The sequence below is a fragment of the Nocardioides agri genome, assembly GCF_013778305.1.
GTDB classification, from domain to species: Bacteria; Actinomycetota; Actinomycetes; order Propionibacteriales; family Nocardioidaceae; genus Nocardioides; species Nocardioides agri.
This window is the reverse complement of sequence record NZ_JACEIC010000002.1, coordinates 91,967-110,034: the sequence shown is the minus strand read 5'-3', so window position 1 is coordinate 110,034 and position 18,068 is coordinate 91,967. Positions and strand designations below refer to the sequence as shown.

At 71.3% G+C, this 18,068-nt stretch carries 18 protein-coding genes; 17 read left to right on the top strand and 1 reads right to left on the bottom strand.

Annotation, left to right across the window (positions count from 1 at the left end; all coding sequences use genetic code 11):
- Positions 1 to 19 precede the first annotated feature (19 nt).
- The 14 genes from HZF07_RS05035 to HZF07_RS04970 all read left to right on the top strand — a co-directional run bounded on the left by HZF07_RS05035 (position 20) and on the right by HZF07_RS04970 (position 12,762).
- Complete coding sequence (locus HZF07_RS05035; RefSeq protein ID WP_309504511.1) at positions 20 to 631, top strand: signal peptidase I; 612 nt, start codon at positions 20 to 22, stop codon at positions 629 to 631.
- Positions 628 to 1,125, top strand: a complete 498-nt coding sequence (locus tag HZF07_RS05030; protein WP_157340059.1) for a hypothetical protein — start codon at positions 628 to 630, stop codon at positions 1,123 to 1,125. The genes HZF07_RS05035 and HZF07_RS05030 overlap by 4 nt, the downstream gene beginning before the upstream one ends.
- Entirely contained in the window at positions 1,122 to 1,742 is a 621-nt protein-coding gene (locus HZF07_RS05025; protein ID WP_157340058.1) for a TasA family protein, read from the top strand. Before HZF07_RS05030 ends, HZF07_RS05025 begins: the two co-directional genes overlap by 4 nt.
- A complete protein-coding gene (locus HZF07_RS05020) occupies positions 1,739 to 2,722 on the top strand; it encodes a signal peptidase I (protein ID WP_157340057.1) in 984 nt (327 codons plus the stop codon). The genes HZF07_RS05025 and HZF07_RS05020 overlap by 4 nt, the downstream gene beginning before the upstream one ends.
- A gap of 31 nt (positions 2,723 to 2,753) precedes the next feature.
- Positions 2,754 to 3,353, top strand: a complete 600-nt coding sequence (pdxT, locus tag HZF07_RS05015; protein ID WP_309504508.1) for a pyridoxal 5'-phosphate synthase glutaminase subunit PdxT — start codon at positions 2,754 to 2,756, stop codon at positions 3,351 to 3,353.
- 15 nt (positions 3,354 to 3,368) lie between these two features.
- Positions 3,369 to 4,148, top strand: coding sequence for a YebC/PmpR family DNA-binding transcriptional regulator (locus tag HZF07_RS05010; RefSeq protein ID WP_157340056.1), 780 nt, complete (start codon positions 3,369 to 3,371; stop codon positions 4,146 to 4,148).
- A gap of 81 nt (positions 4,149 to 4,229) precedes the next feature.
- The gene (gene ruvC / locus HZF07_RS05005; protein ID WP_157340055.1) at positions 4,230 to 4,751 is read left to right on the top strand and encodes a crossover junction endodeoxyribonuclease RuvC; all 522 of its coding nucleotides are present in this window, start codon (positions 4,230 to 4,232) and stop codon (positions 4,749 to 4,751) included.
- Positions 4,748 to 5,344: a Holliday junction branch migration protein RuvA gene (gene ruvA, locus HZF07_RS05000; RefSeq protein ID WP_181644820.1), complete on the top strand. Its 597-nt coding sequence runs from the start codon at positions 4,748 to 4,750 to the stop codon at positions 5,342 to 5,344. The genes ruvC and ruvA overlap by 4 nt, the downstream gene beginning before the upstream one ends.
- 4 nt (positions 5,345 to 5,348) lie before the next feature.
- Positions 5,349 to 6,425, top strand: coding sequence for a Holliday junction branch migration DNA helicase RuvB (gene ruvB, locus HZF07_RS04995; protein ID WP_181644819.1), 1,077 nt, complete (start codon positions 5,349 to 5,351; stop codon positions 6,423 to 6,425).
- A 114-nt stretch (positions 6,426 to 6,539) separates the two neighbouring features.
- Positions 6,540 to 6,875, top strand: coding sequence for a preprotein translocase subunit YajC (gene yajC / locus HZF07_RS04990; RefSeq protein WP_309504506.1), 336 nt, complete (start codon positions 6,540 to 6,542; stop codon positions 6,873 to 6,875).
- A 2-nt stretch (positions 6,876 to 6,877) separates the two neighbouring features.
- A complete protein-coding gene (secD, locus tag HZF07_RS04985) occupies positions 6,878 to 8,644 on the top strand; it encodes a protein translocase subunit SecD (protein WP_157340054.1) in 1,767 nt (588 codons plus the stop codon).
- Positions 8,644 to 9,888 (top strand): protein translocase subunit SecF, encoded by a 1,245-nt coding sequence (gene secF, locus HZF07_RS04980; RefSeq protein WP_157340053.1) that lies wholly within the window; start codon positions 8,644 to 8,646, stop codon positions 9,886 to 9,888. Before secD ends, secF begins: the two co-directional genes overlap by 1 nt.
- Entirely contained in the window at positions 9,885 to 10,433 is a 549-nt protein-coding gene (locus tag HZF07_RS04975; RefSeq protein ID WP_181644818.1) for an adenine phosphoribosyltransferase, read from the top strand. The genes secF and HZF07_RS04975 overlap by 4 nt, the downstream gene beginning before the upstream one ends.
- Before the next feature lie 97 nt (positions 10,434 to 10,530).
- The gene (locus tag HZF07_RS04970; protein ID WP_157344538.1) at positions 10,531 to 12,762 is read left to right on the top strand and encodes a RelA/SpoT family protein; all 2,232 of its coding nucleotides are present in this window, start codon (positions 10,531 to 10,533) and stop codon (positions 12,760 to 12,762) included.
- Positions 12,763 to 12,814: 52 nt separating this feature from the next.
- Here HZF07_RS04970 and HZF07_RS04965 read toward each other — a convergent pair whose 3' ends face one another.
- Positions 12,815 to 14,044, bottom strand: coding sequence for a DUF349 domain-containing protein (locus HZF07_RS04965; RefSeq protein WP_181644817.1), 1,230 nt, complete (start codon positions 14,042 to 14,044; stop codon positions 12,815 to 12,817).
- A 166-nt stretch (positions 14,045 to 14,210) separates the two neighbouring features.
- On the opposite strand from HZF07_RS04965, the gene HZF07_RS04960 reads away from it, so the two are divergent.
- The 3 genes from HZF07_RS04960 to aspS are packed head-to-tail and all read left to right on the top strand — an operon-like array spanning position 14,211 to position 18,057.
- Complete coding sequence (locus HZF07_RS04960; protein WP_181644816.1) at positions 14,211 to 14,921, top strand: MBL fold metallo-hydrolase; 711 nt, start codon at positions 14,211 to 14,213, stop codon at positions 14,919 to 14,921.
- A 5-nt stretch (positions 14,922 to 14,926) separates the two neighbouring features.
- Complete coding sequence (hisS, locus tag HZF07_RS04955; RefSeq protein ID WP_157340051.1) at positions 14,927 to 16,282, top strand: histidine--tRNA ligase; 1,356 nt, start codon at positions 14,927 to 14,929, stop codon at positions 16,280 to 16,282.
- On the top strand, positions 16,279 to 18,057 hold the full coding sequence (gene aspS / locus HZF07_RS04950; RefSeq protein WP_181644815.1) for an aspartate--tRNA ligase: 1,779 nt from the start codon (positions 16,279 to 16,281) through the stop codon (positions 18,055 to 18,057). Before hisS ends, aspS begins: the two co-directional genes overlap by 4 nt.
- The last annotated feature ends 11 nt before the right edge of the window (positions 18,058 to 18,068 follow it).

Genomic DNA, 18,068 nt, shown 5'->3' with positions numbered 1-18,068 from the left:
GGTCGCCGAGGAATTCGCCGTGAGCCGCGGTCGCGCCATGCCGGCCCCGCTGCGCTGGGCAGGACTCGTCCTGGCCTGGCTGGTGGTGCTGACGATGAGCGCAGCCCTGCTGGTGGCGCTCGTCGTGCCGCGGCTCGCGGGCGCGACGCCGTACGTCATCGAGACCGGCTCGATGACCCCGAACATGCCTGCGGGCACGCTCGTGGTCGTCAAGCCGGGATCGGTGGACGACATCGCCGTCGGTGACGTCGTCACCTACCAGCTCCGCTCCGGCGATCCGACGGTGGTGACCCACCGCGTGGTCGAGCAGGGCTTCGACATGACCGGCGAGCCGCGCTGGCGGACCCAGGGCGACGCCAACAACGCCCCGGACGCCGAATGGGTGCGGCCGGTGCAGGTCAAGGGCGTCGAGTGGTACGCCGTGCCGTACCTCGGCTACGCGACGTCGTTCGTGACCGAGCAGCAGCGCGGTGTGCTGACCACCCTGCTGGCGGTCGGGCTCATCGGGTACGCCGCGGTCATGTTCGGGCAGGCCGCGCTCGGCCGCGCTCGGAAGCCGGCGGAGGACGCCCCTGCAGCGGCGGCGCCGGAGCTCCGGCCCGACGACGAGGCCGTGGGGGTGAGGGCGTGAACGCTCGCAGGCTCGGCTTCGCAGCGATCGTGCTGCTGGTCTCGGTGGTGCTGATGCAGCCTGCCTCGGCGACCTACCGGTGGTCGTCGTTGGTCTACAGCCCGGACGGCCGCCACTGGTCGCCGGAGATCAGTGGGTCGCCCTTCGGGGACGACATCGTGCTCGTTCCCGGGGACAGCGAGGAGCGCAGCTTCCTCCTCGGCAACCGGGGTGGCGAGCCGGTGCACGTCGACATCACGGTCCGTCCGACCGACCGGAGTGCACGGTGGGCGGACACGTTCCGGGTCGAGCTGCGGGCCGGCGCCGGACCATGGCGGACGCTCCAGCCCGACGAGGGTTCGCTGGATGCCGAGCTGGACCTCGCCGACGACGCGGAGGTCGCCATCACCCTGCGGGCCTCGATGCCCGCAGCGAGTGCTGATCAGACGAGTGGGCGGCGCCTCCACCTCGACGTGGAGCTGACGCCGACCGAGAGGACCCGGAGAACGACATGAGCACCTCCATCACCAGACTGCGCCGGCTGGCCACATCGGCCCGCGTCCGGGCCGCGCTGAGCCTCGGCGTCGTGACCGCCGTCGGCGTGACCGGGACGTTCGCCAACTGGACCGACTCGGCGGCGATCACGGGCGCGACCTTCACGTCGGGCACGCTCGACCTCCAGGTCCAGAACGGCAACGCCTACGCCACCACCACGCTCGGGATGGCGGGCATGGTGCCGGGCAACACCTCCGCCGAGGTGCTGAGCGTGCAGAACAAGGGCACCGTCCCGCTCAAGTACACGCTGACCGGCGGCCTGACCGGCACCGACGCCGCGACGTACGGCGCCGCCGGAGCGCTCAAGCTGACGATCGTCCTCAACGGGACGAAGTCGGGGACCGGGAACGCCGCCACCTGCACCGGCGGGACGACGATCGCCGGTCCCGTCCCGCTGACCGCGACGACGACCACCACGATCATCGGGACGCGCCGGCCGGCGACGCCGCTGGCGTCGACCACGGGGTCGGAGTCCCTGTGCTTCCAGGTCACCTTCGACCTCGCGGCGCCCACCAACCTGCAGGGCAAGACCGCCACGGCGACGTTCACCGCGACCGGCACCTCGGACATCTCGTGAACCCCCGGGTCGGCGAGCTCACCTGGTGGGCTCGGCAGGTGCTGCTGACCGCGGGGGCGGTCCTCGGTGTCGTCTGTGCCCTCGTCACCGTCGGCGCGCTGCTCTTCGGGCTCCGGCCGCTGGTCTTCGAGTCCGGCTCGATGTCCCCGACGATCGACACCGGCGATCTCGCGATCTCGCACCAGGTGCAGGCCGACTCGTTGCGCGAGGGGCAGATCGTGTCCGTGCCGGCCGGTGACGGCACCCGCGTGACCCACCGGGTCGTCTCGGTGGAGCACGACCACGGTCAGGCGGTCCTGGTGCTGCGCGGCGATGCCAACGAGGTCGACGACGCGACGCCGTACCGCGTGGGCGAGGCGGATGTCGTGCTCCTCCACGTCCCGCGTCTCGGATACGCGGTCGGCTGGCTGTCCAGTCCTGTCGGCCTCTTCCTGCTGGGCCTGTACGCCGCGTTCCTGGTGTCCGTGCTGGTCAAGGGAGCGCCGCAACGTGGCCCCGGCTCGGGCGCCATCACGCTGTCCTCCGAGCCCCGGGTCGTGCCGCCGACGCGTGGTCGGCGCGCGGCCCGTCGGCGTCGGGTCCGTCGCCGGTCGGTCCTCGGTGGCGGCCTGGGAGTCGTGCTCGCGCTGGGCGGCGTCGCCGGCGCGACGGCGGCCCGGGAGATCACCCCCACCATGGCCACCTTCACGGACTCGGTCGTGGTCAGTGGGGCCGACCTGACCGCCGCCAGCGTGCCCGCCCCGACGTTGAGCTGCAGCTGGGGCCTCTTCCAGAGGACGTTCACCTGGACGGCCGTCCCTGGCGCGACCGGGTACAGCTTCTACGCCGACCGAGGCGCCGACCCGATCCAGGTGAGCGGGACGAGCTACACGGAGACGCCGGGGAACCGGCGGTACGCCAGCGTGGTGGCGCAGTTCGGGACCTGGTCGTCGCCCCGGTCCAACGAGGTCTCCTACCAGCTGCTCGGGAGCCCCTGCTGAGCGGAGCCGGGACCCGCCCTACGATCTGAGGGTGTCTGCTCCCACCATCGGTGTGCTCGCCGTCCAGGGCGACGTCCGCGAGCACCTGCGCGCGCTCGAGGGCCTCGGGGTCCGGACGACGACCGTCCGGCGTACCTCCGAGCTCGACGCCTGCGACGGCCTGGTGATCCCCGGTGGTGAGTCCACGACGATGGCCAAGCTGGCCCGCACCTTCGACCTGCTCGAGCCGCTGCGGCAGCGGGTCAAGGAGGGGCTGCCGGCGTTCGGCACGTGCGCGGGCATGATCATGCTCGCCGACCGCATCGAGGACGGCGCCGTGGGCCAGGAGACGGTCGGCGGCCTCGACATCACAGTGCGCCGCAACGCCTTCGGGCGGCAGGTCGACTCCTTCGAGGGCGACCTCGCCTTCGCCGGCCTCGACGCGCCGGTGCACGCCGTCTTCATCCGGGCGCCGTGGGTCGAGGAGGTCGGGCCGGCCGTCGACGTGCTCGCACGTGTCGAGGGTGGGCCGGTCGCGGGTAGGATCGTCGCGGTCCGTCAGGGTTCGCTCATGGCGACGTCGTTCCACCCCGAGGTGGGTGGTGACGCCCGGGTGCACCGGCTGTTCGTGGACCTGGTCGAGTCGAGCTGAGTAGAAGAGGGACGCATGTCTGGCCACTCCAAGTGGGCGACCACGAAGCACAAGAAGGCCGCCATCGATGCCAAGCGCGGCAAGCTGTTCGCCAAGCTGATCAAGAACATCGAGATCGCCGCGAAGATGGGCGGCCCCGACCCGGCCGGCAACCCGACGCTCTACGACGCCATCCAGAAGGCCAAGAAGCAGTCGGTGCCGAACAAGAACATCGACTCCGCGGTCAAGCGGGGCGGTGGCCTCGACGGCGGCGGCGTCGACTACGAGACGATCATGTACGAGGTCTACGGACCGCAGGGCGTCGCGCTGCTGGTCGAGTGCCTCACCGACAACCGCAACCGGGCCGCGATGGAGGTCCGCACCGCGGTGACCCGCAACGGCGGCACGATGGCCGACCCCGGCTCGGTCTCGCGACTGTTCACCCGCAAGGGCGTGGTCGAGGTCGCCAAGGCCCAGGAGCGCGGCGGCCAGCCGTGGGAGATCTCCGAGGACGACGTCCTCGAGGCGACCCTCGACGCCGGCGCCGAGGACGTCAGCGACCTCGGTGACACCTTCGAGATCCAGTCCGAGCCCGGTGACGTCGTCGCCGTCCGGACGGCCCTCCAGGCCGCCGGCATCGACTACGACTCCGCCGAGGTCCAGTTCGTGGCCACCATGGACATCCCGGTCGCCGAGGTCGAGGTCGCGGGCAAGGTCTTCCGCCTCGTCGACGCCGTCGACGACCTCGACGACGTGCAGAACGTCTTCAGCAACGCCGACATCTCCGACGAGGTGCTGGAGTCGATCGACGCCTAGCACCGCGTGTCCTCCCGGGCGCCGGGGGAGCAGCCGGTTAGCGTTGCCTCCGAACACCTGTTCGGACGGAAGGGCTGACCGATGCGCGTGCTGGGGATCGACCCCGGGCTGACCCGCTGCGGCATGGGCGTGGTCGAGGGCACGGTCGGACGACCGCTCTCGCTGGTCGACGTCAACGTGCTCCGCACGTCGTCGCACCTCCCGGTGCCCGAGCGCCTGGTCACGATCGAGCGCGGCATCGACGCCTGGCTCGACGAGCACCGGCCCGACGCGGTGGCCGTGGAGCGGGTGTTCGCGCGGTCCGACGTCAGCACGGTGATGGGCACGGCGCAGGCGAGTGGCATCGCGATGGTCTGCGCGGCCCGGCGGGGCCTGCCGATCGCGCTGCACACCCCGAGCGAGGTCAAGGCCGCCGTGTCCGGCAACGGCCGCGCCGACAAGGCGCAGGTCGGGGCGATGGTCACCCGGATCCTCCGGCTCGACGCGATGCCCAAGCCGGCCGACGCGGCCGACGCGCTCGCGCTGGCCATCACGCACATCTGGCGCGGGGGCGCCCAGGCCCGGATCGACGCGGCGGTCGCCGCAGCAGGGAGGAAGCAGTGATCGCGTTCGTCTCCGGGAGGGTCGCCGCGGTGACCCTCTCCAGTGCCGTGCTGGAGGTCGGGGGAGTCGGGCTGGAGCTGATGTGCACCCCAGGCACGCTGGCGACGCTGCGCACCGGCCACGCCGCCACCCTGCCGACCAGCATGGTGGTCCGCGAGGACTCGCTGACGCTCTTCGGCTTCGCCGACGAGGACGAGAAGCAGACCTTCGAGCTCCTGCAGACCGCCTCGGGCGTCGGCCCCAAGCTCGCCCAGGCGATGCTCGCCGTGCTCAGCCCCGACGACCTGCGCCTGGCCATCGCCGGCGACGACACGAAGACGCTCACCAAGGTGCCGGGCATCGGCCAGAAGGGCGCGCAGCGGGTGATCCTCGAGCTCAAGGACCGCATCGGCGCACCCACCGGTGGGCGTACGTCGTCCGCGCCGGCAGCCGTGGCGCCCTGGCGCGACCAGGTCCACCAGGGCCTGGTCGGCCTCGGCTGGTCGGCCAAGGACGCCGAGAAGGCGGTCGAGGCCGTGGCCCCCGACGCCGGGGGCACGCCGGACGTCGCGGCCCTGCTGCGCGCCGCCCTCCGCACGCTGAGCAAGGCCTGAGCCGGTGCCCTTCCACGAGGACGACCTCGACGAGGCGGAGTCCACCCACTTCCGCTCGCTGACGGCCGCCGAGGCCGAGGGCGACGAGCGCGTCGTCGAGGCGGCACTGCGCCCGCGCTCGCTCGACGAGGTCGTCGGCCAGATCCGGGTGCGCGACCAGCTCGGCCTGGTGCTCGAGGCCGCCCGTCGTCGCGGCCGGGCCCCCGACCACGTGCTCCTCTCCGGCCCGCCCGGCCTGGGCAAGACCACACTGGCGATGATCATCGCCAGCGAGATGGGCGCGCCGATGCGGCTCACCAGCGGTCCGGCGATCACCCACGCGGGCGACCTCGCCGCGATCCTGTCCGGGATGAACGAGGGCGACGTGCTCTTCGTCGACGAGATCCACCGGATGTCGCGCCCCGCCGAGGAGATGCTCTACATGGCGATGGAGGACTTCCGGGTCGACGTCGTCATCGGCAAGGGCCCGGGCGCCACCGCGATCCCGCTCGACATCCCGCCGTTCACGCTCGTCGGCGCCACCACCCGCGCCGGACTGCTCCCGGGGCCGCTCCGCGACCGCTTCGGGTTCACCGCCCACCTCGAGTTCTACGAGCCCGCCGAGCTCGACCTGATCGTCCAGCGCTCCGCCCGGCTCCTCGACGTCGACGCCGTCGCCGACGGCACCGCCGAGATCGCGTCCCGGTCCCGTGGCACGCCGCGCATCGCCAACCGGCTGCTGCGCCGGGTCCGCGACTACGCCCAGGTGCGCGCCGACGGCATCGTCACGCTGCCCGTCGCCCGCGCCGCCCTCGACCTCTACGAGGTCGACCAGCTCGGCCTCGACCGCCTGGACCGGGCGGTGCTCGACGTCCTGTGCCGGCGCTTCGGCGGCGGCCCGGTCGGCATCTCGACGCTCGCGGTCGCCGTCGGCGAGGAGCGGGAGACCGTCGAGGAGGTCGCTGAGCCGTTCCTGGTGCGCAACGGGTTCCTCGCCCGTACGCCGCGGGGGCGGGTCGCGACCCGCGCCGCGTGGGCGCACCTGGGTCTCGCTGCCCCGGTGCTCGGCGCCGACGCCGACGCGACGTTGTTCGAGGAGTGAGTGGTGCCCGGGGCGATTGGTGAGTCACGCCACCCCGCTGGTTAGACTGGCGCGTCGGTCGCCCGGTCTGGGCTGCGCCGCGCCCCCGCAGGTCGCTCGAGAGGTCGTTTCGTCGTGGAGTTCTTGCCGCTGATCGGCATCGTGCTGCTCTTCTGGCTCTTCATCATCCGCCCGCAGTCTCGCCGCCAGAAGGAACTCCGGACCATGCAGTCCTCGTTGTCCGTGGGTGACGAGGTGATGCTCACCAGTGGCATCTTCGGCAGCGTCCAGGAGGTGGCCGACGACTACGTCGTCGTCGAGATCTCCGAGGGCGTGGCGATCAAGGTCGCGCAGGGCGCCGTCGGCAGCAAGATCCGCCACGACGAGGAGCAGGGCCCCGACGAGACCGACGGGGAGCCCGACGAGCACGACGAGCCGGGCACCGTCACCGACGGCCCGGAGGAGCGCTGAACATGGCACGCAAGACCGCACGTCCGGGGCGCACCCTGGTCATCTTCTTCCTGCTGATCGCGGTGTCCTACGGACTGGTCGCGATCGCCGGCACCTGGAAGCCGGCGCTCGGCCTGGACCTCAAGGGCGGCACCCGGATCACGCTGATCGCGGAGGGCAACCCCAGCAGCGAGAACCTCCAGGAAGCCGCGGACATCATCGACCAGCGGGTCAACGGCTCCGGCGTCACCGAGGCCGAGGTCTCCACGCAGGGCAACCGGTTCATCATCGTCGAGATCCCGGGCGACACCTCGAACTCGCTGATCGACACGGTCAAGCGCCAGGCGCAGCTCCGGTTCCGCACGGTGGCCTGCACGAGCAGCAACCCCGGCCCGTGCGCGACCTCGGCGCCGACCCCGGGCGACCCCACGGCCAGCGACACCGCCCAGCCGGGTGTCGGGGTGACCGTGCCGCCCTCGCCCACGGCGGAGCCCAGCGAGTCCCCGAGCGCGAAGAACCGTCCCGGCTTCGCTCTCGCCGACGACAAGAAGAAGCCGAAGAAGAGGACGAACGCGGCCGCCCAGACGACGGAGTCGCCGAGCGCGTCGCCCAGCGACTCTCCGAGCGCGTCCCCGAGTGCGTCGCCGAGCGAGAGCCCCAGCGGATCGCCGGCCGACGGCGACGGGAAGGCGAGTCCCGCCGCCGAGGCGCTGGCCTTCATCAGCAACCCGCCGCAGGAGGCGATCGACGCCTACAACGCCTACACCTGTCCGTCGGAGACGCCGCCGGTCGATGACCCCACCACGTGGCTGGTCACCTGTGGCGCTCAGGACGACGCCGCGACCAAGTACCTGCTGTCGCCGGCGGCGATCGAGGGCACCGACCTCAAGTCGGCTGACGCGGGCATCCCGCAGGGCGAGGTGCAGTGGGTCGTCAACCTCAGCCTCGGCGGTGACGGCAAGGACGTCTTCACCGACCTGTCCACGTCGATGGCCGGCTCGGAGCAGCGCTTCGCGATCGTGCTCGACGGACTCGTGATCTCGGCCCCGACCTTCGAGGGCCGGATCTCCGACGGCAACGCGCGCATCTCGGGCAACTTCACCTCGTCCTCGGCCAAGAGCCTCGCGACCAGCCTGAAGTTCGGCGCCCTGCCGATCTCGTTCGAGAAGGACGGCACGTCGGTCGACCAGATCGGTGCCTCGCTCGCGGGCGACCAGCTCAGCGCCGGCATCACTGCCGGCATCATCGGCCTGCTCCTGGTGATGCTCTACTGCCTCCTCTACTACCGGGGACTCGGACTGGTCGTGATCGCCTCGCTGATCGTCGCCGCCGCCATCACGTACTCCGTGGTGCTGCTGCTCGGCGAGACGGCCGGCTTCACCCTGACGCTGCCCGGCATCGCCGGACTGATCGTCGCGGTCGGCATCACGGCCGACTCCTTCATCGTCTACTTCGAGCGCATCCGTGACGAGATGCGCGACGGGAAGTCGATGCGGGTGGCCGTCGAGGCCGGCTGGCGGCGCGCGCGGAACACCTGCCTCGCCGCTGACGCGGTGTCGCTGCTGGCCGCGGTCGTGCTCTACATCTTCGCCGCCGGCGTCGTGAAGGGCTTCGCGTTCGCGCTCGGCATCTCGACGCTGATCGACCTCGCGGTGTTCTTCTGGTTCACCCACCCGTCGGTCGCGCTGCTCGGCCGCTACCGCTTCTTCAACCGGGGCCACAAGCTGTCCGGCCTCAGCGCCGAGACGCTCGGTGTCGACCGGATCAACACCGTGGGAGGGACGGCCTGATGGGCAAGTTCTCGCGTCTGGGCAATGACCTCTACAACGGCAAGAGGTCGATCGACTTCATCGGCCGTCGCTGGACCTGGTACGCCGTCTCCGGCGTCCTGCTCCTCGTCTCCCTCCTCGGGCTGGGGGTCAAGGGCCTCGACATGGGCATCGAGTTCGTCGGTGGTGCCGAGTACAAGGTGTCGCTGCCGGCCGACGAGGCCACGCAGGAGACGGCCGACGAGGTCCGCGACGCCGTGGCCGCCACCGGCATCGACGCCGCCCAGCAGCCGGTCGTCACGACCAGCGGCGACTCCGGCCTCATCGTGCAGGTCAAGCCGGTCACGACCGGCGAGTCCAAGCGGATCAAGGACACGATCGTCGAGACGACGGGCGTGGACCCCGGAGAGATCAGCGTCCAGGAGATCGGACCGAGCTGGGGCCAGGAGATCGCGAAGCGCTCGGCGATCGGTCTCGCCGTCTTCCTCGTGCTGGTCGTCCTGTTCATCTGGGCCTACTTCCGCGAGTGGAAGATGTCGGTGGCCGCGATCGTGGCCCTGCTGCACGACATCCTCATCACGATCGGCGTCTACGCGCTGTCGGGCTTCGAGGTCACGCCGGCGACGGTGACCGGCCTGCTCACGATCCTCGGCTTCTCGCTCTACGACACCGTCGTGGTCTTCGACAAGGTCCGGGAGAACACCCGGAACCTCGCCGAGAGCCGCACGACCTACGCCAAGGCCGCGAACCTCGCCGTCAACCAGACCCTGGTCCGCTCGATCAACACCTCGATCGTGGCGCTCATCCCGGTCGGCGCGATCCTGTACGTCGGTGCGGTGCAGCTCGGTGCGAGCACGCTCAAGGACCTCGCGCTGGCGCTGTTCGTCGGCATGGCCGTCGGTGCGTACTCGTCGATCTTCATCGCGACGCCGCTCGTGGTGCAGCTGAAGGCGAACGAGACCTATGTGCAGCAGGCCGAGAAGCGTGACCGCGCCCGGCTCAAGGCCCTCGCCGCCGACCCCTACGCCACGGTCCCGGTCTTCACCGACGACATGCCGGTGCGTGAGGACGACGCCGAGGCCGAGGGCGACCTCGAGGAGGGCGCCCCGGTCTCGCAGCCGCCGGCGCCCGCCCAGCAGCGCAGCGCGGATGCGGCCAACCGCGGCCGGATCGCGCCGCAGGCGCGCGGGCCGGTGAAGGAGAGCCGGTCGGCGGGACGGCAGCAGCCGAGCCGTCAGTCGAAGTCCAAGCGGGAGAAGAAGTGACCGACCCCGGGCCGGGCCTGGAGGCCGCGCTCGCGCTGATCGCGGACGTGCCCGACTTCCCCGAGCCCGGGATCCTCTTCAAGGACATCACCCCGTTGCTCGCCGACCACAGCGCGCTCCAGGCGGTCGTCGCGGCCATCGCGGCGGCCGGTCGCGGCGCCGACGGTCGGCCGGTCGTCGACAAGGTGCTCGGCATGGAGTCCCGCGGCTTCATCCTCGGGGCGCCCGCGGCGCTCGCGCTCGGCGTCGGGTTCGTGCCGGTCCGCAAGGCCGGCAAGCTGCCGCGCGCGACGTACGCCGTGTCCTACGCGCTCGAGTACGGCGAGGCCACGCTGGAGGTGCACCAGGACGCGCTGCGGCCCGGTGACCGGGTGCTGCTGGTCGACGACGTGCTCGCGACCGGCGGCACCGTCAAGGCGACCGTCGAGCTCGCCGAGAAGTGCGGCGCGGAGGTCCACGGAGTCGCCGTGCTGATGGAGCTCGGCTTCCTGCCGGGGCGCGAGACCGTCGGCGCGGTGCCGGTGACCGCGCTGCTGACGGTGTGACGGCTCGTAGACTGACGACGTGACCGAGGAGCGCACGGAGAAGCCGGCCCCAGCCGGACCCCGGCGCGCCTCCGAGCCTGGGCCCTCCACGCGCAGCATGCGCGCCCGGCTGGCCCGGATGGGCACCCGCAACCAGTCGGCGAACCCGGTGCTGGAGCCGCTGTTCCGCGCCGTCCGCACCAACCACCCGAAGGCCGACCTGGCGCTGCTCGAGCGCGCCTACCTCACCGCCGAGAAGATGCACGGGACCCAGACCCGCAAGTCCGGCGACCCCTACATCACGCACCCGCTCGCGGTCACGACCATCCTCGCGGACATCGGCATGACCGAGCCGACCCTGGCCGCGGCGCTGCTCCACGACACGGTCGAGGACACGCCGTACACACTCGAGCAGGTGCGCCAGGACTTCGGTGACGAGGTCGCCCAGCTCGTCGACGGCGTCACCAAGCTCGACAAGGTCAAGTACGGCGACTCCGCGCAGGCCGAGACCATCCGGAAGATGATCGTCGCGATGTCGCGCGACATCCGGGTGCTCGTCATCAAGCTCGCCGACCGGCTGCACAACATGCGCACGCTGCGCTACGTGCGCCAGGAGACCCAGGAGCGGGTCGCCCGCGAGACGCTCGACATCTACGCCCCGCTGGCCCACCGACTGGGCATGAACACGATCAAGTGGGAGCTCGAGGACCTCGCGTTCGCCACGCTGCACCCCAAGATCTACGACGAGATCGTGCGCCTGGTCGCCGAGCGGGCGCCCTCGCGCGACCAGTTCCTCGCCGAGGTGATCGACCAGGTCGAGGGCGACCTCCGGGACGCGAAGCTCAAGGCGACCGTCACGGGCCGGCCGAAGCACTACTACTCGATCTACCAGAAGATGATCGTCGGGGGTCGCGACTTCTCCGACATCTACGACCTCGTCGGCATCCGCGTCCTGGTCGAGAACGACCGCGACTGCTACACCGTCCTCGGCATCCTGCACGCGCGCTGGAACCCGGTGCTGGGCCGGTTCAAGGACTACGTCGCGATGCCGAAGTTCAACATGTACCAGTCGCTGCACACGACCGTCATCGGTCCGCAGGGCAAGCCGGTCGAGCTGCAGATCCGCAGCTACGCCATGCACCGTCGCGCCGAGTACGGCGTCGCCGCGCACTGGAAGTACAAGGAGGACGGGCGCAACGGCGTCGACACCGATCGTCCCGCCGACCAGGACGACATGACCTGGGTCCGTCAGCTGCTCGACTGGCAGAACGAGATGGAGGACCCGGGGGAGTTCCTGGAGTCCCTGCGCTTCGAGATCAACCGCGCCGAGGTCTACGTCTTCACCCCGCGCGGCGACGTGATCGCCCTGCCGACCGGTGCGACCCCGGTCGACTTCGCCTACGCCGTGCACACCGAGGTCGGCCACCGCACGATCGGCGCCCGGGTCAACGGGCGCCTGGTGCCGCTCGAGTCGGGGCTGGAGAACGGCGACGTGGTCGAGGTCTTCACGTCGAAGTCGCCGACCGCCGGGCCGTCCCGCGACTGGCTGGCGTTCGTGAAGTCGCCGCGCGCGCGCTCGAAGATCCGCCAGTGGTTCACCAAGGAGCGGCGCGAGGAGGCGATCGACCAGGGCAAGGAGCAGATCGCCAAGCTGATGCGCAAGGAGGGGCTGCCGCTGAAGCGGCTGATGTCCCACGAGGCGCTGACGCTCGCTGCGGTCCACTTCAAGCTCGCCGACGTCTCCGCCCTCTACGCCGCGGTCGGCGAGGGCAACCTGTCCGCGCAGGCCGTCGTACGCCGGGTCATCGACCTGCACGGGGGCGACGACGGTGCCGCCGAGGACCTCGCCGAGGGCGTCACGATCACCTCCCGCAGGTCCCGCTCGAAGGTCCAGCCGGGCGGCGACTCCGGGGTGATCGTGAAGGGCGCCCCGGACGTGTGGGTCAAGCTCGCGAAGTGCTGCACCCCGGTGCCGCCGGACCCCATCCTCGGGTTCGTCACCAAGGGCGGGGGAGTGTCGGTGCACCGCCAGAGCTGCACCAACGCGGCGAGCCTCCAGTCGCAGAGCGAGCGGCTCGTCGACGTCGAGTGGGCACCGACCGGCCAGTCCAGCTTCCTGGTCAACATCCAGGTCGAGGCGCTCGACCGCGCCCGGCTGCTCTCCGACATCACGATGGCGCTGAGCGACGCGCACGTCGACATCCTCAGCGCCAACCTCTCGACCACCCGCGACCGGGTCGCGAAGAGCAGGTTCACGTTCGAGATGGCCGAGGCCAAGCACCTCGACACCGTGCTCAAGGCGGTGCGCTCGGTGCCCGGCGTCTTCGACGCCTACCGCGTGACGCAGTAGCGCCGGCGCGGGCATCCACCGGCGAGGACATCCTCCGGACGGATGGCCCCCGCTACGAGGCGAAGTCGGCGCTGGCCCGCTTGGCCGTCTCGAGGAACGACTGCCGCGAGGCGAGGTTCTCCTCGAGCTCCTTGATCTTCCGCTCGTTGCCGGACGCGCGGGCCTTCTCGAGGTCTGCCTCGACCTGCGCGATGGCGGCCTCGAGCTTGGAGACCATGTCGTCGGCGCGCGCCGACTTCTCCGGGTCGGACCGGCGCCACTGCTCGTCCTCGATGCCCCGCAGCTCGTTCTCGACCCGACGGATCCGCGCCTCGAGCTCCTTGATCCGGTCGCGCGGCACCTTGCCGGCGGCGTCCCACCGCTCGGCGATGTCGCGGAAGCTGCGCTTGGCGGCCTCGAGATCGGTGATCGGCAGCAGCGCCTCGGCCTCGACGAGCAGGGCCTCCTTGACCTCCGCGTTGGCGGCGAACTCGGCGTCCTGCTCGGCGGCCGCGGCGTCACGGGCGCCGAAGAACGTGTCCTGCGCGCCCCGGAAGCGCTTCCACAGGGCCTCGTCGACGTCCCGCGGTGCGGGACCGGCGGCCTTCCACTGGCGCATCAGGTCGCGGTAGCGGCCGGCGGTCGCGCCCCAGTCGGTCGACGTGGCGAGCTGCTCGGCCTCGGCAGCGAGCTGCTCCTTGACCGACCGGGCGGCGTCGCGCATCTCGTGCTGCTCGGCGAAGTGCGCCTTGCGGCGTCGGGTGTACGACGTGCGCGCGGTCGAGAAGCGCCGCCACAGGGCGTCGTCGGCGGCCCGGTCGATGCGGGGGAGCGCCTTCCACTCGTCGAGGAGCTCGCGCATCCGGTTGGCACCGTGGCGCCAGTCGTTGCCGACCGCGAGCTGCTCGGCCTCGGTGACGATCCGCTCCTTGCCCTCGCGGGCCTCCGCGGACCGCTTCGCGCGCTCCGCCTTGCGGGCCTCGCGCTGCTCCTCGAGCACCGGGCCGAGCGCCTCCAGCCGCTGGGCGAGCGCGGCCAGGTCGCCGACGGCGTTCGCGTTGGCCACCTGCTCCTGCACGGTCCGCACCGAGGTGGCGGCCTCCTCGGGCGTCATCACGCCGCTGGCCACCCGCTTCTCGAGCAGCTCGACCTCGAACGCGAGCGCGGCGTACCGCTCGGTGAAGAACCTGAGCGCCTCGTCGGGCGAGCCTGCGGGGTACTGACCCACCGACCGCTCGCCCTCGGCGGTCCGCACGTAGACCGTGCCGTCCTCTCCGACTCGACCCCACTGCTCACTCGTCACGGTGCACTCCGCTCGATTAACGCACTGCCGTTGGTCTGGCAGCGCTGCCACGGCACCGTCCCCGGAGGGGACGCCCGCTCCCATGCTAGTCACCACGTCTCCGGCGTCCGCCTGTCGAACAGGAGCCGATGGGGCGCCGACTGCCCGGTCTCGATAGTCTTCGTGGGTGTTGATCGCCGGCTTCCCCGCAGGTCCGTGGGGCACCAACTGCTACGTGGCCGCCACCGGTCCGGGCACCGAGTGCGTCGTCATCGACCCGGGCAAGGACGCCGCCGACGGCGTGGCCGAGGTGGTCCGGGAGCACCGGCTCAAGCCCGTCGCGGTGCTGGTGACGCACGGGCACGTCGACCACATGTGGTGCGTCGCGCCGGTCGCCGGCACCTACGACGCCACCGCGTGGATCCACCCCGCCGACCGGCACCTGCTCGCGAACCCGATGGCGGGCATGTCCCGCGAGACGACCCAGATGCTGCTCGGCGGCAGCTACGAGTTCGCCGAGCCCGACGACGTCCGCGAGCTGACGGACCTGCAGGAGCTCGAGCTCGCCGGCCTGCGCTTCGTCGTCGACCACACCCCGGGCCACACCGAGGGCTCGGTGACGTTCCGGACGCCGTACGACCGCGAGGACGTCTCCGAGGTGCTCTTCTCCGGCGACCTGCTCTTCGCGGGGTCGATCGGACGCACCGACCTGCCGGGCGGCGACCACCCGACGATGCTGCGCAGCCTCACCACCAAGGTGCTGCCGCTGGCCGACGACGTCGTCGTGCTCCCCGGTCACGGCGAGCAGACGTCCATCGGCCGCGAGCGCGCCACCAACCCCTTCCTGCTCGACCTCCTGCGCGAGGGCGACGCCGGTCGAGTCACCCGAGGTCTCTGACACTGATGAGCAAGCCCACCCCGCTCAGCGGGTTCCCCGAGCTGCTTCCTGCCGCGCGCGTGGTCGAGCGCGAGGTGATCGCGAGCCTGTCGCGCACCTTCGAGCTGCACGGCTTCGCCAACATCGAGACCCGCGTGGTCGAGCCGCTCGACCGGCTCGCCAAGGGCGGCGAGATCGACAAGGAGATCTACGTCCTGCGGCGGCTCCAGGCCGGTGACGAGGAGGGCGACGCGGGCCTTGCCCTGCACTTCGACCTCACCGTCCCCTTCGCTCGCTACGTGCTCGAGCACGCCGGGCACCTGGAGTTCCCGTTCCGGCGGTTCCAGATCCAGCCGGCGTGGCGCGGCGAGCGGCCGCAGGAGGGGCGCTACCGCCAGTTCACCCAGGCCGACGTCGACATCGTGGGCAAGGACGAGCTGCCCTTCCACCACGACGTCGAGGTGATGCGGGTGATGGTCGACGCGCTCGACGCGCTGCCGATCCCCCCGGTGAGCTTCCAGTTCAACAACCGCAAACTCATCCAGGGCTTCTACCGCGGCCTCGGGATGCCCGACGTCACGACCGCGATCCGCACGATCGACAAGCTCGACAAGCTGCCCGCCGAGCGGGTCGCCGAGCTGCTCGTCAGCGACGCGGGCGCCACCGCCGAGCAGGCACGGCGCTGCCTCGAGCTCGCGACGATCCGCGTCGCCGACACCTCGTTCGTCGAGCAGGTGCGTGCCCTGGGGGTCGAGGACGAGCTGCTCGACGAGGGCCTCGCCGAGCTCGCCGCGGTCGTCGAGGGCTGTGCCGCGGGCGGCCACGCCAACGTCACGGTCGAGGCCAACCTGCGCATCGCGCGCGGGCTCGACTACTACACCGGCACCGTCGTCGAGATCTTCATGGCGGGCTACGAGCGGCTGAAGTCGGTCGGTGGTGGCGGTCGCTACGACGCGCTCGCGTCCGATGGGCGCACGACGTACCCCGGCGTCGGCGTCTCGTTCGGCGTCTCCCGCAGCCTGATCCCACTCCTCGCCGACGGGGTGCTGGCCGGCAGCCGGGCCGTGCCGAGCGCGGTGCTGGTCGCGGTCGTCGACGAGGAGAGCCGGTCCGTGAGCACGGCCGTCGCCGGTGCCCTGCGAGCCCGCGGCATCCCCTGCGAGGTCGCGGCCTCCGCCCAGAAGTTCGGCAAGCAGATCCGCTACGCCGAGCGCCGCGGGATCCCGTACGTGTGGTTTCCCGGGGCGGCCGGCCACGAGGTCAAGGACATCCGGTCGGGCGACCAGGAGGCCGCGGACCCGGCATCCTGGATCCCACCTGACGAGGACCTGCGACCGCAGGTCGTTCGCAGCAGCAGTAGCACCGAGGAGAAGAAGCAGTGATCCGCACCCATGACGCCGGCGCGCTCCGCGCCGAGCACGCCGGTCAGACCGTCACCCTCGCGGGGTGGGTGGCCAACCGGCGAGACCACGGCGGTGTCGCGTTCATCGACCTCCGCGAGGCGAGCGGCGTCGTCCAGGTCGTCATCCGCGACGAGTCGGTCGCCCACCACCTGCGTGCCGAGTACTGCCTCAAGGTCACCGGCGAGGTCACCCGGCGCAAGGAGGGCAACGAGAACCCCAACCTCGCGACCGGCGAGGTCGAGGTCGTCGCCGCCGACGTCGAGGTGCTCAGCGCCGCTGCTCCGCTCCCCTTCCCGATCAGCGACCACGTCGAGGTGGGGGAGGAGGTGCGGCTCAAGCACCGCTACCTCGATCTGCGCCGCTCCGGCCCGGCCGCGGCCATCCGGCTGCGCAGCAAGGTCAACAAGGCCGCGCGGGACGTGCTCGACCAGCACGGCTTCGTCGAGATCGAGACCCCGACCCTGACCCGCAGCACCCCCGAGGGCGCTCGGGACTTCCTCGTCCCGGCTCGCCTGCACCCGGGCAGCTGGTACGCCCTGCCGCAGAGCCCGCAGCTGTTCAAGCAGCTGCTGATGGTCGGCGGGATGGAGCGCTACTACCAGATCGCGCGCTGCTACCGCGACGAGGACTTCCGCGCCGACCGGCAGCCGGAGTTCACCCAGCTCGACATCGAGATGTCCTTCGTCGAGCAGGAGGACGTCATCGCGCTGATGGAGGACGTGCTCGCCGCGATGTGGGCGCTGATCGACGTCGAGATCCCGCGTCCGATCCCGCGGATGACCTACGCCGAGGCGATGGCCAAGTACGGGTCCGACAAGCCCGACCTGCGGATGGGCAACGAGCTCGTCGAGTGCACCGAGTACTTCAAGGACACGCCGTTCCGCGTCTTCCAGGCCGAGTACGTCGGCGCCGTGGTCATGCCCGGTGGCGCCAGCCAGCCCCGCAAGCAGCTCGACGCCTGGCAGGAGTGGGCCAAGCAGCGTGGCGCCAAGGGCCTCGCCTACGTCCTGGTGCAGGAGGACGGCGAGCTCACCGGCCCGGTGTCGAAGAACATCACCGACGAGGAGAAGGCGGGCCTGGCGGCGCACGTGGGCGCCCAGCCGGGCGACTGCATCTTCTTCGCCGCCGGCGCGACGAAGTCGAGCCGCGCGCTCCTCGGTGCCGCCCGCCTGGAGATCGGCCGCCGCTGCGGGCTGATCGACGAGTCGGCGTTCGCCTTCACCTGGGTCGTCGACGCCCCGCTGTTCGAGCCCGCGAGCGAGGCGGTGGCCAGCGGTGACGTGGCCGTCGGCGCCGGCGCGTGGACGGCCGTCCACCACGCCTTCACCAGCCCGAAGCCCGAGTTCCTCGACACCCTCGAGGAGAACCCGGGGGAGGCGCTCGCCTACGCCTACGACATCGTCTGCAACGGCAGCGAGCTCGGCGGCGGATCCGTCCGGATCCACCGCGAGGACGTCCAGAAGCGCGTCTTCTCCGTCATGGGCATCGGCGAGGACGAGGCGCAGGAGAAGTTCGGATTCCTCCTCGACGCCTTCAAGTACGGCGCGCCGCCGCACGGCGGCATCGCGGTCGGCATGGACCGAATCTGCGCGATCCTCGCCGGCGCCGACTCGATCCGTGACGTGATCGCGTTCCCGAAGTCCGGTGGTGGGTTCGACCCGCTCACCGCCGCTCCGGCGCCGATCACCCCCGAGCAGCGCAAGGAGGCCGGTGTGGACGCGGCACCGGCGGAGGATCTGCGTAGCGAGGGCTGATCGGCCGAACG

Coding starts and splice junctions, on each gene's coding strand:
- ruvC (WP_157340055.1), top strand. CDS start 4,230: ATGCGCGTGCTGGGGATCGACCCCGGGCTGACCCGCTGCGGCATGGGC.
- secF (WP_157340053.1), top strand. CDS start 8,644: ATGGGCAAGTTCTCGCGTCTGGGCAATGACCTCTACAACGGCAAGAGG.
- hisS (WP_157340051.1), top strand. CDS start 14,927: ATGAGCAAGCCCACCCCGCTCAGCGGGTTCCCCGAGCTGCTTCCTGCC.
- secD (WP_157340054.1), top strand. CDS start 6,878: ATGGCACGCAAGACCGCACGTCCGGGGCGCACCCTGGTCATCTTCTTC.
- HZF07_RS04970 (WP_157344538.1), top strand. CDS start 10,531: ATGCGCGCCCGGCTGGCCCGGATGGGCACCCGCAACCAGTCGGCGAAC.
- HZF07_RS05010 (WP_157340056.1), top strand. CDS start 3,369: ATGTCTGGCCACTCCAAGTGGGCGACCACGAAGCACAAGAAGGCCGCC.
- HZF07_RS05025 (WP_157340058.1), top strand. CDS start 1,122: ATGAGCACCTCCATCACCAGACTGCGCCGGCTGGCCACATCGGCCCGC.